Genomic DNA, 15,478 nt, shown 5'->3' with positions numbered 1-15,478 from the left:
CTAGGCTTCCGGCGGCAGCTCGTCGCCATACACCACCATCGCCGAGCCCTCGGCCAGCGCATCCATGGCGGCGGCGTGCAGCACCGGGTCCTCGGTCGCGCCCGGGTCGGCGACTTCCATGCCCTTTTCCAGCCGCACCAGCATCCAGCCGGTGCCGAGCGCCACGCCGGCGGCCTTGGCCTGCGCTTCCTCGAAACTGCCGGCCGAGACATAGATCAGCATCGCATGGCGCCCGCCCGGCCGGCGGCCCTCGACGGTGTCGGCCACGGCGGTGGCGAGGAAGACCGAGAGGCCCATCAGCGGCTCCAGCGCGCGAAGATCGCGGTCGGCAGTTCCAGCCCGCGCGCTTCCTCGCGCACGGCCAGCTCGCCGCACTCCACCTTGCCGGGCAGGTGCGAGACGTGCTGGCGCAGCAGCTCGCCGATCGCCAGCGCCGACATGCGCACGGCATAGACCGTCAGGAACAGGAAGCGCGAGTTCGCATCGAGCAGCTTCGTCGCGTCGGCGATGAGCCCGGGCAGGCCTTCCTCCAGCTTCCACACTTCGCCATTGGGGCCGCGGCCCCATTTCGGTGGATCGAGGATGATCCCGTCATAGCGCCGCCCGCGCCGCACTTCGCGCGCGGTGAACTTGGCGGCATCGTCGATCATCCAGCGGATCGGCAGGTCCTCCATGGTCGAAAGCGCGGCATTGGCCTTGCCTTCCGCGACCGACTTCTTCGAGGCATCGACATGCGTCACCTTCGCTCCCCTGGCGGCCAATGCGAGCGAGCCGACGCCGGTATAGCCGAACAGGTTCATACATTCGGGGGCGTCCATCCCGTCGATCTGCGCGCGCATCCAGTGCCAGACCGGCGCCATGTCGGGGAAGAAGGCAAGGTGGCGAAAGGGCGTGTTCTGCGCAGTGAAGCGTACTTCCTCCCAGGCGAGCGGCCATCCTTCGTTCGGCACCGGCTTGGTATAGTTCCAGCGGCCGCCGCCATCCTCGTCCGCGCCGGGCACGAACTCGCCATGTGCGTCCCAATTGTCGGACGCGGGCGCCCACATCGCCTGGGGCTCGGGGCGGATGAAGCGATATCTGCCATAGCGCTCGAGCTTGCGGCCATGGCCGCTGTCGACCAGCCCATAGTCCGCCCAGGGCTCGCCGGTGAGAGTGATCAGGTCCATGAGGGGGCTTTAATAGGATAGGGCGAAGACGCCAATTCCTCCCCGAGACAAGCTCGGGGAGGAATTAGGTGCGCGGCCTGGCGCGCTCGGCGATGTAATCCCGCACCGCGTCGAGCGTGCCCGGCAGCACGTCGTAGCGCTCCTGCCGGTCGAACAGGTCGCCCACGCGCGCGGGCAGGCCCGGGCGGACGCCGGTGGCGCGCTCGACGGCGTCGGCGAACTTGGCCGGGTGCGCGGTCGCCAGCGTGACGACGGGCACGTCGGCGGGGATTTCGGCCCGGCGCGCGGCGGCAAGGCCGATCGCGCTGTGCGGGTCGATCACCTGCGCCGCCTCGGCCGAGGCCCAGCGCATCGCCGCGTTCATCTCGTCCGGGGTGATCCGGTCGCTCGCGAAGATCTTCGCTGCCCCCTCGGTCTGCACGTTGGAGAGGCGCATCGCCTTCGACGATTCGAAGCCCTGCATCTGCTCGGCGACGCTGGTGCCGGCAAGATCGAACAGCAGTCGCTCGAAATTGGAGCTCACCTGGATGTCCATGCTGGGCGCCGCGGTCGGCGTGACCGTGCCGGCCGAATAGTCGCCGTTCGCCAGCGCGCGGTGGAGAATGTCGTTGACGTTGGTGGCGACGATCAGCCGCTCGACCGGCAGGCCCATGCGCGCCGCGACATAGCCGGCGAACACGTCGCCGAAATTGCCCGTGGGCACCGCGAAGGCGACCTTCTGCGCCGGCGCGCCAAGGCGGACGGCGGCGTAGAAATAATAGACCACCTGCGCCATCAGCCGGGCCCAGTTGATCGAGTTGACCGCGCTGAGGCGGAAACGGCCGGAGAATGCGGCGTCGTTGAACAGGGCCTTCACCATCGCCTGGGCATCGTCGAAGCTGCCCTCGATCGCGATGTTGTGGACGTTGGGCGCCAGCACCGTGGTCATCTGGCGGCGCTGCACGTCGGAGACGCGGCCCCTGGGGTGGAGCATGAAGATGTCCACGCCGTGCCGGCCGGCGACCGCGTCGATCGCGGCGCTGCCGGTGTCGCCCGACGTCGCGCCGACGATGGTCAGCGGCTCGCTGCTGCCGGTCAGGAATTTCTCGAAGAGCAGGCCGAGCAGCTGGAGCGCCACGTCCTTGAACGCCAGCGTCGGGCCGTGGAACAGCTCGAGCAGGAAGTGGCGATGGTCGAGCTGGACGAGCGGCGTCACCGCGGCCTGGGAGAAGCGGCCATAGGCCTGCTCGCACAGCGCGCGCAGCGCTTCCTCGCCCAGATCCTCCCCGGTGAAGGGCGCCATCACCCGGACGGCGGTCTCGACATAGGACAGGCCCTTCAGCCCCTCGATATCCTCGCGGCTGAAGCGCGGCCAGCTTGTGGGGACATACAATCCGCCGTCGCTCGCCAGGCCGGCAAGGGTCACGTCGCGGAAGCCAAGCAGCGGCGCACTGCCTCGGGTGCTCTGATATTGCATGAGGGCGGGGCCTAGCGGGGAGCGGAGAGGCGGACAAGATAGGCTATGTTTAGGCTGACCTCGTCATCCCGGCGAAAGCCGGGATCCCGGGCCGCGTCGCGCTATTGCGCGAGATCCCGGCTTTCGCCGGGATGGCGGCCAGGACGGATCGACATCCGGGCGACGGGCGTGGCGGGCCGGAGCACTCCGAACCAGCCTCCATCGTCACCCTGAAACAAGTTCAGCATGACGGAAGAGGGAGAGGCTCCGACATTCAACTTCCGTCCCTCGCCACCGGGAACGGAAGGGACAGAGCTGAATGTCGATCCGTCCTAGGCCTTCGGCTTCTGCCGCCATCTGAGCGCGAGCAGGTAGATCACCGAAGCGACCAGCGCGAACAGGAACCATTGCACCGCATAGGAGAGGTGGTTGTTCGGCACGCTGGACAGGTCGGGCTTCGCCGTGGGTGCCAGGCCGGGCGCGGCTGCTGCCGAGATCAGCATCAGATGCTTGGGCTCGCTGTCGAACAGTCCGGCCAGCAGCGGGCGGTGATCGGGGGCATGGGTGATCGTTCCGGCCACTTGCCCGCCCTTCCACACCGGCTGGAACTTGGGGTCGGGCGCCACGCCCATGTCGATCAGCAGCACCGGCCCCTCGGCACCGGTGCGGCATTGCGCGACATGGCGATAGCCGTTGGTGCCGTCGGCCGCGCGTCCGCCCTGGCTCTGCCAGCCCACCACCTGGAGGCAGAAAGCGCTGGCGCGGCGGAACAGATACTGGTCGCCCACCGGCAGGCGGGGGAACGCCATTTCGGGCTTGTCGAAATTGGCGGCATAGAGCTTCAGCGCATCGAGCTTCTCCGCGCGGCGCTGGAGCTGCCAGATGCCGAGGCCGATCATTGCGGCGACGGCAAGGGCGACGACGATCGTCGGGATCGGGGGGAAACGTGGCATCATTCGCTCCGAACCCGCCCTTCGCCCGCGCGGTTGCGATATTCGAGCGCGAGCAGCACGCCCTTGGAAAAGCGCAGCGCCAGGATCACCAGCGCCGCGGTGACCGGGATCCAGAGCAGCGCATGGATCAGCAGGCCCGGCGCGAAGTTGAACTCCACCCATAGCGCCAGCGCCGTGACCAGCGCGCCGATGCCCAGCGTGAGGAACACCACCGGTCCGTCGCCGACGTTGAACCGGGTGAAGTCGAGCCCGCAGGCGGTGCACCGGTCGGCAAAGCCGGCGAAGCTCCGGAACAGCGTGGATGCGCCGCAGCCCGGGCAGGCGCCCCTCGTCCCCGAAAGGATCGGGGGAGGCGATGCTGGACCGCCTCCCCCGGAAATGTCGTTCGCGCTATCGGTCACGTCAGCCGTGGACCGGCGCGCCCCAGCCGCCCCAGACATAGATGGAGGCGAAGAGGAACAGCCACACCACGTCGACGAAATGCCAGTACCAGGCCGCCGCCTCGAAGCCGAAATGCTGCTTGGGGGTGAAGTCGCCCCGATAGGCGCGGACCAGGTTCACGATCAGGAAGATCGTGCCCACGATCACGTGGAAGCCGTGGAAGCCGGTCGCCATGAAGAAGGCGCCGCCATAGCTCGACCCGCCCTCGGATGCGGCATGGAAGGGGAAGGGCGCCTCGCTATACTCATAGGCCTGCAGGCAGCTGAAGGTGATGCCGAGGATCACGGTGAGCCACAGGCCCTTCTTGACCGTGTCGTTCTCGCCCACGCCGATCAGGCCCCACAGGCCCTTCTTCTCGCCGCCGCGCTCATTGTGGATCAGCCCGTGATGCGCCCAGGTGACGGTGCAGCCCGAGAGCAGCAGGATCAGCGTGTTGAGCAGCGGGAACTTCCAGGCATCGAGCACTTCCATGCCCTTGGGCGGCCATTGCCCGCCCACCGCCTCGACATGCGAGGGGAAGAGCGAGAAGTCGAACCAGGCCCAGAACCAGCCGACGAAGAACATCACTTCGGAAGCGATGAACAGGATCATGCCGTAGCGCAGGTGGAGCTGCACGATCGGCGTGTGATCGCCGGCATGCGCCTCCTCGATCACCTTGCCCCACCAGCCGAACATGGTGAACGCCACGCCGACCAGGCCGGCCAGGAACACCCAGCCGCCGCCATTGTCCTTCTCCGGGGAGATGTGCGCGCCGTGCATCCACATGATCGCGCCCGACGCGAGAACCAGCGCCGAGAACGAGCCGAACAGCGGCCAGACGCTAGGCGGAAGGATATGGTACTGGTGATTCTTTGCCCCGGCCATCGAACTTCCCTGCTCCTGTTTTGCGGCAAGCTTTACGGTGCGAAATCGCTTCCCGCAACAATAGTCGCGCGCGGGCGGCTACGGCGTCAATGGGCCTTGGCGGCGGCTTCCTTCACTGCCGGCGATTCGGCCGGATAGAAGGTGTAGGAGAGCGTGATCTCCTGCACGTCGCGGGCATCGGGATCGTCGAGGATCTTGGGGTCGACATAGAAGATCACCGGCATGCGCACCGTCTCGCCCGGCTTCAGCGTCTGCTGGGTGAAGCAGAAGCACTGGATCTTGGTGAAATATTTGCCGACGAACACCGGCGTGACGTTGAACGTCGCCGTGCCCGTCACTTCATGGTCGGACGTGTTGGTGGCGGTGAAGAACGCCATGTCGCGCCCGCCGATGTCGATCGTGTCCGATCGCCGCTCGGGCTGGAATTTCCAGGGAATGCCCTTGGCGACGTTGCTGTCGAACGCGATGGTGATCTTCTGGCCCACGCTGCCGGGCGCGCGCGCGCCGCGCTGGGTGGTGCCGTTCAGCCCGGTCGCCTCGCAGAACATCCGGTAGAGCGGCACCGCCGCGAAGCCCAGCCCGGTCATCGAGCATACGCCGATCCCAGCGAGGATCGCGACGCGCAGGTTCCGGCCGATGCGGATCATCCCGCATGGCCCAGCTGGATCTTCACGATCGAGATGGCGAAGACGAGCACCACGAACAGGCCCAGCAGCACCGCCATCACCCGGGCCCGGTTGCGCTGGCGGGCGCGGATCAGCTCGGCCGCCTCGATCGGCGTCGCCGGGGCCTGGGGGGGAGTCGGGATCAGATCATCGGTCATGCGAACCACCTGTCGACGACGAGCGCGCCGAAAACGACGAAGAGATAGAGGATCGAGAATTTGAACAGGCGCTTCTCGGGCGCCATGCCGTCCCCGGGCTCGGTGCGGCGGATCGCCACCTGCACCGCCATGGCGAGGAACAGGCCGGACATCACCGCGGCGACGATCCCGTAGATCGGGCCCGCCAGCCCCAGCGGCCAGGGCGCGGCCGCGCACAGGATCATGGGCAGGGTGTAGAGGCCGATCTGGATCCGCGTCGATCTCTCGCCGGCCACCACCGGCAGCATCGGCACGCCGGCATTGGCATAATCGGTCTTCACGAACAGCGCGAGCGCCCAGAAATGCGGCGGCGTCCACAGGAAGATCAGTGCGAACAGCAGCACCGGCATTAGCGTCACGTCGCCCGTCGCCGCGGCCCAGCCGATCATCGGCGGAAAGGCCCCGGCCGCGCCGCCGATCACGATGTTCTGCGGCGTGCGGCGCTTGAGCCAGATCGTGTAGACGAACACGTAGAACAGGATCGAGGCGGCGAGGATGATCGTCGCCGCCAGGTTGATCGCGAAATACATCAACACCAGCGAGAAGCCCGCCAGCCCCACGCCGAAATGCAGCGCCGACTGGCGGTCCATCCGCCCGGCCGGGAGCGGGCGTTTCTGCGTCCGCTTCATCTTGGCGTCGAGATCGGCCTCGTACCATTGGTTGAGCGCGCCCGCCGCGCCCGCGCCCAGCGCGATGCACAAGATGGCGGTGAAGCCCAGCACGGGATGGATCGGCACCGGCGCGGCCAGCATGCCGCACAGCCCGGTGAAGACGACAAGGGTCATCACCCGCGGCTTGGTGAGCGCGAGGAAGTCGCGCCAGTCGGCGGGCAGGGTGACGGTGGCGGAAGCGGTGCTCATGGTCGTGCGTCGGCTATAGGGCCGGGTTGATCGAGGGGGAAGGGGGCCTGCGGAAGTCGATTGGAACATAGAGAGAACAAAAACCTTGCGATGTAGGATCCTGGCTGGGAAGCCCGAATCTCGCCGAGGTCGATGCCGTTGCCGCACCGTCCCAACCTGTCGGGTGGATCGGTGCCGCATGCCCGGCGCTCGGCCGGTCCAAGGAGAAGAAGATGATCAATGTCGAAGATTTCGGCGCAGTCGGCAATGGCACGACCGACGATGCGGCGGCCATCCAGGCTGCCATCGACCAGGCTGCATCGCTGGGCGGCGACACCGTATATTTTCCGCGCGTCGGCCCATGGCTGGTGGGTGTGCCGATCGAACTGAAGAGCAACGTCAACCTGCAGGGCTGCGCGCAGAAGACGATGCTGGTCAAGCCCGGTGCCGGCACCACCGGCGGCGCCGCGCCCATCGATTGCGTGATCTATGGGAAAGGGCAGACGCGTTTTCGCGTGCAGGATATCTCGGTCACCGGCAATCGCGTCAAGGACTTTGCCACGGGCACCGTGACCGCAAGCAGCTATGGCTTCTATCTCCTGGGTTGCGCCTATTTCGACATCGTCGGCTCGGCTGCGATCGAGTGTCTCGAAGGGTATGTATTCCGCCAATGCTATACCTCGAGCCTGCAACAGGCGACGGCGGATCGCTGTTCGAACTACGGTTTCACGATCGCGGAGAGCTGCACCTCGCTTGTGCTGCGGAACACCACGGCATTTGGCTGCGGCGGCGGCTGGCGTATCTCGCAGAGCACCTACCTGCAGTTGCTGGGTTGCGCGTGCGATCTAAGCGACAAGGGCGGCGAGCCCGGCGATCCGATGGGCGACAGCGGCGGCAACTATCTCGACCCCGCCTATATATTCGAGCTTTCGGCCGCGCACGGCGTCTTCATCGGCGCGCCGGGCTGCGAGCTCTCCAATTCCAACTGGCTCTACGCCGAAGGCTCCCAGGCCCATATCGATTGCCCATCGATTGCAGGGCTGACCGCACATAGCGAGAACTGGAAACTGATCCAGCTTCGCGGCATCAGCGAATCCTCGATCACGATCACCAATCCCTTTGGCTTCCCATCGGTTGCGAGCGCGGTCGGCGCCGGCCCGCGCGCGATCTATATCGAGGATCCGTCGCGCCAGCGCCTGTTCCTGAGCGGCCGCTGGCGGGTCGACGCGCTGGATGATCCCGAATCCTATTCGCTCGAAGGGATCGTCCCGGCAGGTGCCATCCGACTGCTTGACTATGATCAGGCCAGCATGGCCGAGGGCGCCAGCGCCTTCTTCAAGCCCAACGCATCGGATATTGCGCGTATCGTGCAGTCGGCGGGCGTCAAGAAGCTCGAACTCGGCGCCGTGAGCGCCAACCAGATCGAATTCTACCTGCCGCTGCCGGACGAGGGCATGTTCCTCTTTCAGGCCGAGGGCGCCTATGCTTCGTCCTGGGATGCCGCGCACATCGAGCTCGTCTCGACCGATGGCAGTTCGGCCACGGTGCTCCGGACCTGGAGCAATAGCGGGCACGCGATCACGATCGGGGAATGGTTCCACGCCCAGGCACTTGCCGGGGAATCACTGCGTCTCCGTATCCGGACGAACCATGTGACCGACACCCTGTCGTTCACGCGCCTGCAACTCACCCACGTCGGCGCTCAGTTCTAGGGCTGCAAACGGGAAACGCCCCGGAAGTTTTCTCCCGGGGTGTTTCCCGCGTCAGTCGAGCGGCAGAGCCCGGCGATTGTCCTTCGCCCCAGGGATTGCCGGGCCGCTCACTGCTTCGCGGCCTCATCGAGCGGGATCGCCGGCTTGGGCGGCACGGGCGGCTTGCCGATCCAGGCCAGGCCGCGGGCGAGGTCGAGCGTCACCACCCAGTTGCGCAGGAACGGCATGCCGAGATTGCCGTCCATGATCATGTCCGGTGTGAAGGCGTCGGCGGTGGTCGCGCGGATATCGCCCAGCACTTCGAAATCGGCCGGCTGCTTGCCTTCCTGCTTCGGGTCCATGCCCACCAGCTCGGCGATGGGCTTGGAGACGAGGACGGTGCCGCCATTGCCCGAATCGAGCTCGAACCACAAACTGCCCTTCCTGCTCGGCACCGCGGCCATCACCGCCAGCGCGCCGCCGTCGATCTCGCGCTTCAGCCGGATGCGCAGCGGCCGCATGCTGGCGACGCGCGCGGCCCGGCTCGCTTCGGATTCGAGCGTCATCGTGCCGGCCGCGAAGTCGAAGGTCACGGTGCGGCCCTCGAACAGGTTGAGCCCGATGATTCCGTCCAGCGCGGCATTCTTCGGATTGTCCGCCGCCATGTTGATCAGTCCGGTGATCGGCGGCCTGGCAGTGACGCCGCCCACCGTGACCGCGACATTCTCGCCGCAATGGGGGCCGTCGAAGCGCTTGCCCATCATGTTGTAGCCGGTGAGGCGCCCCCAGGGTTCGCAGCCGGCCCGGGTGGCCGTCTCGCGCGAGACGAGCGTGATGCCGGCGCCGGTGTCGAGCAGGTACAGCCCCTTCCTGCCGGCGATCTCGGCTTCCATCGCCCAGCGAGTGCGCCACGGCTTCATCTGGATCACCGCTTCGGGCGCGGCGGGCGGTGCCGTCTGCGCTTCCGCGGCGGGCATGGCGGCGAACAGCAGCGCGCATGCGCCGGGCAGGAACTTCATCACCGGGTCTCCCTGAATGTTCCGGCATTCGTTCCGCCTGCGCATCTTTCTGCACGCTGAACCGCGAATGCCGTGCGACGAATATCGCCCCTGGCACGACGAAACCGGACGATGCGATGGTGCCCCAACGAAAACGCCCCGGAAGTTTCCTTCCGGGGCGTTTCTCGTTTCAGCCTTTCGGCCGGGCTCAGTGGCGATCCCCGTCCTGGATGACCGGCAGAACGAGGGCTATGGTTGCAATGTAGGATTTTAGATGTTCCCTATATGTTCATACTGAACGTGAGGGAGAATGAGATGGCTTTTGTCGATGAGGCGAATCTGGCTGGTGTGGCGCCGGGCCAGGGTGCCGACATGGTGGGTTTCGCACAGCTCGACTCGAATGCGGTCGCGCGAACTGCCAGCGACAAGCTGCGCGAAACGGTGTCGGTCCTTGATTTCGGCGGCGTGCCGAACAGCCATGTCGACAGCACTACCGTCTTCGAGAACGCGATCGCGTCGCTCGGTGCGCATGGCGGCACCATCGAGATCCCCGCCGGCAATTGGTGGATCAACCTGAAGATCAACCGGAGCAACATCAAGCTGCGCGGGCAGGGTGGCGTGGGCGAAGAGAGCGGAGGGAACAAATGGCCGTGTATCCGCCCCTATGCGACCGGCGCCGGTACCGCGACGCTCCGGATCAGCGACCAGACCCGGGAGAATCGCCGCATCAAGCTCGAGAATCTCGTGATCAGCGGCGACAATGGCGCAGGCAATCAGGCGGACAAGGCGTTGTGGATCGATGGCGGGACCTATAATCTCGTCACGCGTGACGTGGATCTTCAGGACGGCTTGCATACGCTGCACATCGAGCCCGGTGGCGGGCAGTCGATCGCCGGAATGATGCTGAAGGATCTTTGCATCCGCAACGATCTCAAGGATCCCGATGCCCGCGCGATCTATGTTCGGCGCTACGACGATCCGCATCCGGGTGTCGTCTATGCCCCCGGCGACCCCTATGGCTACACGACTCAGATCCATATCGCCGCGAAGGTCAATCTGTGGCCCGACGGCCTTGGCCGATGGCTTGAGGTGGACGGCACCGGCTCGACGGGCCTCGTCGTGCATTTTCACCAGACCTATGTCGATGATGGCCCGAAGCGGGGTATTCTGATGCATGGTCTCGAGGTGATCGAGTGTTTTGGCGGGCTGCAACTCGACCCGGGCGCTGAGGCTGCCATCGTGGTCAAGCGCATGGACATGGTTTCCGATCCCTCGCGTTTCCTTCGCGGCTTCATCGAAGGTGTGGGCGGGCAACTGATCGAGCTGGCGGACAACAGCAGGTTGGCCTTCCCGGAGGAGCCGGGCCTGATCGCCTATCAGCCGCGTCTGCAACGGCCGTTCCTCGGGGATGTCGGTTATTTCTCGACGCTCGCCGATCCCTATGACAAGTCGATCTACTACGACTTCCAGACCGCAGTCGGACCGATGCGCTGGAACGGCTGCCCGCATCGCTGGACCGATGCATCGGATGCATCTGATGGCTCGGGCACGAGCGGTGCGATGCAGACCCTGGGCGGCATCTCCGCGGCGAAGAATATCCTCAGCGGCGGCTTTGTCGGTGCGCTGCACGGGCTGAAGGTGAATGGTCTGCAGGTTATCGCCGCACGCCAGGCCACGGTGACCTTGGCGTCGGCCAGCACGATGGACAAGGATGTCGAGGCACGCGCGGCGATTGCCGACCTCATCGCCCGGCTCCAGGCGCATGGCCTGATCGCCTAGCCCCTTGATCCAGCCGCAGCGTTGGCGCGGCTCGGCCTCCCAACGAAAACGCCCCGGAAGTTTCCTTCCGGGGCGTTTCTCGTTTCAGCCTTTCGGCCGGGCTCAGTGGTGATGCCCGTCCTCGATGACCGGCAGTGTCTCGAACTGGTGGAACGGCGGCGGGCTCGACAGCGTCCATTCGAGCGTCGTCGCGCCTTCGCCCCAGGGATTGCCCTCCGCCTTGCGGCCGGCGACCAGCGCCCAGATCACATTGACGAAGAAGATCACCATCGAGAGCGCCATGATGAAATAGCCCATGGTGGCGACATGGTTCCACAGCGCATAGGCGTCCGGATAGTCCGGATAGCGGCGCGGCATGCCCTGCAGGCCCAGGAAGTGCATCGGGAAGAACAGGATGTTCACGCCGATGAAGAAGATCCAGAAGTGCAGCTGGCCGAGCAGCTCGCTGTACATGCGGCCGCTCATCTTCGGGAACCAATAGTAGAAGCCGGCGAACAGCGAGAACACCGCGCCCAGCGACAGCACATAGTGGAAGTGCGCGACGACGTAATAGGTGTCCTGCATATAGTCGTCGACGCCGCCGTTCGCGAGCACGACGCCGGTGACGCCGCCCACGGTGAACATGAAGATGAAGCCGATCGCCCAGACCATCGGGGTCTTGAAGCTGATCGAGCCGCCCCACATCGTGGCGATCCACGAGAAGATCTTCACGCCCGTCGGCACCGCGATCACCATGGTGGCGGCGGTGAAGTACATCTTGATCGTCACCGACATGCCGGTGGTGAACATGTGGTGCGCCCACACGACGAAGCCGACCAGGCCGATCGCGACCATGGCATAGGCCATGCCGAGATAGCCGAACACCGGCTTGCGGCTGAAGGTGGCGATGATCTGGCTGACGATGCCGAAGCCCGGCAGGATCATGATGTACACTTCGGGGTGGCCGAAGAACCAGAACAGGTGCTGGTAGAGGATCGGATCGCCGCCATATTGCGGGTCGTAGAAGGCGGTGCCGAAGTTGCGGTCGGTCAGCAGCATGGTGATCGCGGCGGCGAGCACCGGCAGCGCCAGCAGCAGCAGGAAGGCGGTGATCAGCACCGACCACACGAACAGCGGCATCTTGTGCAGGGTCATGCCCGGCGCGCGCATGTTGAAGATGGTGGTGATGAAGTTGATCGCGCCCAGGATCGAGCTGGCGCCCGCCAGGTGGAGCGACAGGATCGCCATGTCGACCGACGGCCCCGGCTCGCCATAAGTGGAGAGCGGCGCATAGACCGTCCAGCCGGTGCCGGCGCCGACGCCGGCGAAGGGCGAGGCGAGCAGCAGCAGGAAGGCCGGGATCAGCAGCCAGAACGAGATGTTGTTCATGCGCGGGAACGCCATGTCCGGCGCGCCGATCATGATCGGCACGAACCAGTTGCCGAAGCCGCCGATCATCGCGGGCATGACCATGAAGAACACCATGATCAGGCCGTGCGCGGTGATCAGCACGTTCCAGAAGTGCATGGCGTCGTCGAACTTGGTCTCGTTGCCGTGCAGGTAGCTCAGCCAGGTCGGCAGATACTGGATGCCCGGCTCCATCAGCTCGACGCGCATCAGGCCCGAGATCGCGCCGCCGATGATGCCGGCGACGATCGCGAAGATCAGGTAGAGCGTGCCGATGTCCTTGTGGTTCGTCGACATGAACCAGCGGGCGAAGAAGCCCGGCTTGTGATCGGCATCGTGGTGATTATGCGCATGATCATGCGCGTGGAGGGCGATATCGGTCATGGTCTCACTTGCCCGTCGTGTTGCCGGCGGCGGCGTTGGCGGCCGGCGCGGTCTCGTTGGTGGCGGCCGGTTCGGCGGCGGCGTTGGTCTCGGCGGCCGGCGCGGCGGCATTCTGCGCGGCCGTCGCCGCCGCGGCGGCGGCGACCTCGGCCGGCATGGTGCCGCCCTTCGACTTCACCCACTGCGCGAACTCGGCCGGCGACACGGCCTCGACCGCGATCGGCATGTACGCGTGGCGCGCGCCGCACAGTTCGGAGCACTGGCCGAAATACAGGCCCGGCTTGTCGATGGTGAAGCTCGTCTCGTTGAGCTTGCCCGGCACCGCGTCGAGCTTGATCCAGAAGGCGGGGACGGCCCAGCTGTGGATCACGTCCTGCGCGGTGGTGATCAGGCGGATCGGCACGCCGACCGGCAGCACCACGCGCTGGTCGGTCGCGAGCAGGCGGGGGCCGTCGGCATCGGTGCGATAGCGCGTGCCGGCCGGGACCTGGCTCTGCTCCTTGAGCATGTTGGCGGTCAGCTGGATGCCGCCATTGTCCGGGTATTCATAGCTCCAGAACCACTGGTTGCCGATCGCCTTCAGGGTGATCGCATCCTTGGGCGCCGGCTTGAACTGCGCGGCGAGCAGCTTGATCGAAGGCACCGCGATGGCGACCAGGATCAGCACCGGCACCAGCGTCCAGATGATCTCGATCACGGTGTTGTGCGCGGTCCGCGACGGCGTCGGGTTGGCGGCGCGGCGATAGCGGAAGATCACCCACACCAGCAGGATCAGCACGAAGATCGAGATCGCGGTGATCAGCGGCAGCAGGATGTAATTGTGGAATTCGTGCGCCTCCCGCCCGGTCGGCGTCACCTGCGTCTGCAGCGTGATCGCGTCGGCGGTCGGCTGGCCGATGCCCGGTGCCGCCTTGGTCCGCGGCCGGCCCGAAGCGTCGAGCGTGGGATCGGCAACCGCCGGCGTGGCGGCCACGGCCGGCGCGGCGCTGTTCGCGACCGAACCGTTCGCGACCGGAGTCGCGGTGTTCGCAACAGGCTCCTGGGCCGAGGCGGGCGTGGCGAACGCCATCCCCGCCGCCAGGAGGATCGAAGTCAACCCAAGCATGCGCATCGTCTATCTTCACCCTGTTCCGCAAGAGCCCCGGGCTGGGAAAGGATTACCCCCAGTGCAACTGGCGTATACGAGCCACGCATCCATTCTCAACCCTTTTTGATCGCCCGTTGCGGTCGTTGGAGGGTGGTCCTAAGGGAAATCGACAATCCCGGTGGCGATGGAGCGAGCATTGGAAGGCAACGCAATTCTGGACGAGTTTCGTGCTGCAGGTGCGTTGCTCGAAGGCCATTTCATCCTGTCTTCCGGCCTTCGTTCCCCCATCTTCTTGCAAAAGATGCGTATTTTCGAGGATCCCGTACGCACCGGGCGTGTGTGCGGTGCACTAGGAAAGCTGATCCGCGAATCGTTCGGGCAGGTCGACATGGTCGTCTCCCCGGCGATCGGCGGAATCATCCCGGGCTATGAGACGGCCCGGGCGCTGGGCTGCAAGGCAGTGTTCGTCGAGCGCGAGGACGGCGAATTCCAGCTGCGCCGCGGCTTCGAGATTCCCGAGGGTGCGCGCGTGGTGATGGTCGAGGACATCGTCACCACCGGCCTTTCGTCGCGCGAATGCATCGCCGCGATCCGGAAGCATCCCGGCGAACTGCTCGGCGCCGCCTGCATCGTCGATCGCTCGAACGGCAAGGCGGACATCGGCGTGCCGCTGGTCTCGCTGGTGAAGATGGACGTGCCCGCCTATCCGGCCGACCAGCTCCCGCCCGAGCTGGCGGCGATCCCCGCGACCAAGCCGGGCAGCCGGGCGATCACGGCATAGGGGGGGGCGAACGGTGACCGGAAAGCTCCGAGAGGCTTCGAGCGACCGCCTTCGCCTGGGCGTCAACATCGATCACGTCGCCACCGTGCGCAATGCGCGCGGCTCGGGCTATCCCGATCCGGTGCGCGCGGCGCTGCTCGCGGCCGAGGCCGGCGCGGACGGCATCACCGCGCACCTGCGCGAGGATCGCCGGCACATCACCGACGACGACATCGCCCGGCTCTCCGCCGAACTGACGGTGCCGCTCAACCTGGAGATGGCGGCGACCGGCGAGATGCTGGCGATCGCGCTGCGCCATCGCCCGCACGCGGTGTGCATCGTCCCCGAGAAGCGCGAGGAGCGCACCACCGAGGGCGGGCTGGATGTCGCGGGGCATTTCGACCATCTCGCGCCGATGGTGGCGCGGCTGCGGGAGAATGGCAGCCGCGTGTCGCTGTTCGTCGAGCCCGACGAGCGCCAGATCGACGCGGCGCTGCGCCTGGGCGCGCCGGTCGTCGAGTTCCACACCGGCCGCTATTGCGAGCTGGCCGAGGCGGACCGCGCCGCCGAGCTGCGCCGAATCGCCGATGCCGCCGCCCTCGCCGCCAAGGCGGGGATCGAGCCGCATGCCGGCCACGGCCTGACCTTCGACAATGTGATCCCGATCGCGGCGATCCCGCAGGTCATGGAACTCAACATCGGCCATTTCCTGATCGGCGAGGCGATCTTCGACGGCCTCGTTCCGGTGATTCGCCACATGCGCGCGCTGATGGACGCCGCGCGGTGAGGGCTTCTCATTCCGTCATCCCGGCGAAAGCCGGGATCTCGGGGGG

Annotated in this window: 16 protein-coding genes; 4 read left to right on the top strand and 12 right to left on the bottom strand. The window is 66.2% G+C overall.

Annotated elements, in window-relative coordinates; translation table 11 throughout:
- The 9 genes from CAP40_RS00940 to CAP40_RS00900 form a co-directional block, all read right to left on the bottom strand.
- Positions 1 to 297: a hypothetical protein gene (locus tag CAP40_RS00940; RefSeq protein ID WP_086127488.1), complete on the bottom strand. Its 297-nt coding sequence runs from the start codon at positions 295 to 297 to the stop codon at positions 1 to 3.
- Positions 297 to 1,166 carry a class I SAM-dependent methyltransferase gene (locus tag CAP40_RS00935; protein ID WP_086127487.1) on the bottom strand — a complete coding sequence of 290 codons (870 nt, stop codon included), beginning with the start codon at positions 1,164 to 1,166 and terminating at the stop codon, positions 297 to 299. The genes CAP40_RS00940 and CAP40_RS00935 overlap by 1 nt, the downstream gene beginning before the upstream one ends.
- A gap of 64 nt (positions 1,167 to 1,230) precedes the next feature.
- Entirely contained in the window at positions 1,231 to 2,622 is a 1,392-nt protein-coding gene (gene thrC, locus CAP40_RS00930) for a threonine synthase (protein WP_086127486.1), read from the bottom strand.
- Between the two features lie 311 nt (positions 2,623 to 2,933).
- The gene (locus CAP40_RS00925) at positions 2,934 to 3,554 is read right to left on the bottom strand and encodes an SURF1 family protein (RefSeq protein ID WP_086128387.1); all 621 of its coding nucleotides are present in this window, start codon (positions 3,552 to 3,554) and stop codon (positions 2,934 to 2,936) included.
- Positions 3,554 to 3,955 carry a DUF983 domain-containing protein gene (locus tag CAP40_RS00920; RefSeq protein WP_256923957.1) on the bottom strand — a complete coding sequence of 134 codons (402 nt, stop codon included), beginning with the start codon at positions 3,953 to 3,955 and terminating at the stop codon, positions 3,554 to 3,556. Before CAP40_RS00920 ends, CAP40_RS00925 begins: the two co-directional genes overlap by 1 nt.
- A 1-nt stretch (position 3,956) precedes the next feature.
- The gene (locus CAP40_RS00915; protein ID WP_086127484.1) at positions 3,957 to 4,859 is read right to left on the bottom strand and encodes a cytochrome c oxidase subunit 3; all 903 of its coding nucleotides are present in this window, start codon (positions 4,857 to 4,859) and stop codon (positions 3,957 to 3,959) included.
- Between the two features lie 86 nt (positions 4,860 to 4,945).
- Complete coding sequence (locus CAP40_RS00910) at positions 4,946 to 5,506, bottom strand: cytochrome c oxidase assembly protein (RefSeq protein ID WP_086127483.1); 561 nt, start codon at positions 5,504 to 5,506, stop codon at positions 4,946 to 4,948.
- Complete coding sequence (locus CAP40_RS00905) at positions 5,503 to 5,682, bottom strand: hypothetical protein (RefSeq protein ID WP_086127482.1); 180 nt, start codon at positions 5,680 to 5,682, stop codon at positions 5,503 to 5,505. Before CAP40_RS00905 ends, CAP40_RS00910 begins: the two co-directional genes overlap by 4 nt.
- The gene (locus tag CAP40_RS00900; protein WP_086127481.1) at positions 5,679 to 6,581 is read right to left on the bottom strand and encodes a heme o synthase; all 903 of its coding nucleotides are present in this window, start codon (positions 6,579 to 6,581) and stop codon (positions 5,679 to 5,681) included. Before CAP40_RS00900 ends, CAP40_RS00905 begins: the two co-directional genes overlap by 4 nt.
- 212 nt (positions 6,582 to 6,793) lie before the next feature.
- On the opposite strand from CAP40_RS00900, the gene CAP40_RS00895 reads away from it, so the two are divergent.
- The gene (locus CAP40_RS00895) at positions 6,794 to 8,272 is read left to right on the top strand and encodes a glycosyl hydrolase family 28-related protein (RefSeq protein WP_086127480.1); all 1,479 of its coding nucleotides are present in this window, start codon (positions 6,794 to 6,796) and stop codon (positions 8,270 to 8,272) included.
- 107 nt (positions 8,273 to 8,379) lie between these two features.
- Here CAP40_RS00895 and CAP40_RS00890 read toward each other — a convergent pair whose 3' ends face one another.
- A complete protein-coding gene (locus CAP40_RS00890; RefSeq protein WP_086127479.1) occupies positions 8,380 to 9,270 on the bottom strand; it encodes an aspartyl protease family protein in 891 nt (296 codons plus the stop codon).
- A 294-nt stretch (positions 9,271 to 9,564) separates the two neighbouring features.
- Between CAP40_RS00890 and CAP40_RS00885 the strand changes: the two genes are divergently transcribed.
- Complete coding sequence (locus tag CAP40_RS00885; protein WP_144034180.1) at positions 9,565 to 11,028, top strand: hypothetical protein; 1,464 nt, start codon at positions 9,565 to 9,567, stop codon at positions 11,026 to 11,028.
- Between the two features lie 102 nt (positions 11,029 to 11,130).
- Here the strand turns inward: CAP40_RS00885 and ctaD are convergent, their stop codons facing one another.
- Positions 11,131 to 12,798: a cytochrome c oxidase subunit I gene (gene ctaD, locus CAP40_RS00880; RefSeq protein WP_086127477.1), complete on the bottom strand. Its 1,668-nt coding sequence runs from the start codon at positions 12,796 to 12,798 to the stop codon at positions 11,131 to 11,133.
- A gap of 4 nt (positions 12,799 to 12,802) precedes the next feature.
- Positions 12,803 to 13,909 carry a cytochrome c oxidase subunit II gene (gene coxB, locus CAP40_RS00875; protein ID WP_086127476.1) on the bottom strand — a complete coding sequence of 369 codons (1,107 nt, stop codon included), beginning with the start codon at positions 13,907 to 13,909 and terminating at the stop codon, positions 12,803 to 12,805.
- Between the two features lie 160 nt (positions 13,910 to 14,069).
- On the opposite strand from coxB, the gene pyrE reads away from it, so the two are divergent.
- Both pyrE and CAP40_RS00865 read left to right on the top strand, forming a co-directional pair.
- On the top strand, positions 14,070 to 14,666 hold the full coding sequence (pyrE, locus tag CAP40_RS00870; protein WP_218822096.1) for an orotate phosphoribosyltransferase: 597 nt from the start codon (positions 14,070 to 14,072) through the stop codon (positions 14,664 to 14,666).
- A 13-nt stretch (positions 14,667 to 14,679) separates the two neighbouring features.
- Entirely contained in the window at positions 14,680 to 15,432 is a 753-nt protein-coding gene (locus CAP40_RS00865) for a pyridoxine 5'-phosphate synthase (RefSeq protein WP_086127474.1), read from the top strand.
- Positions 15,433 to 15,478: the final 46 nt, after the last annotated feature.

The organism is Sphingomonas sp. IBVSS2, assembly GCF_002127225.1.
GTDB lineage: Bacteria > Pseudomonadota > Alphaproteobacteria > Sphingomonadales > Sphingomonadaceae > Sphingomonas.
This window is presented reverse-complemented; position numbering and strand designations above follow the sequence as displayed.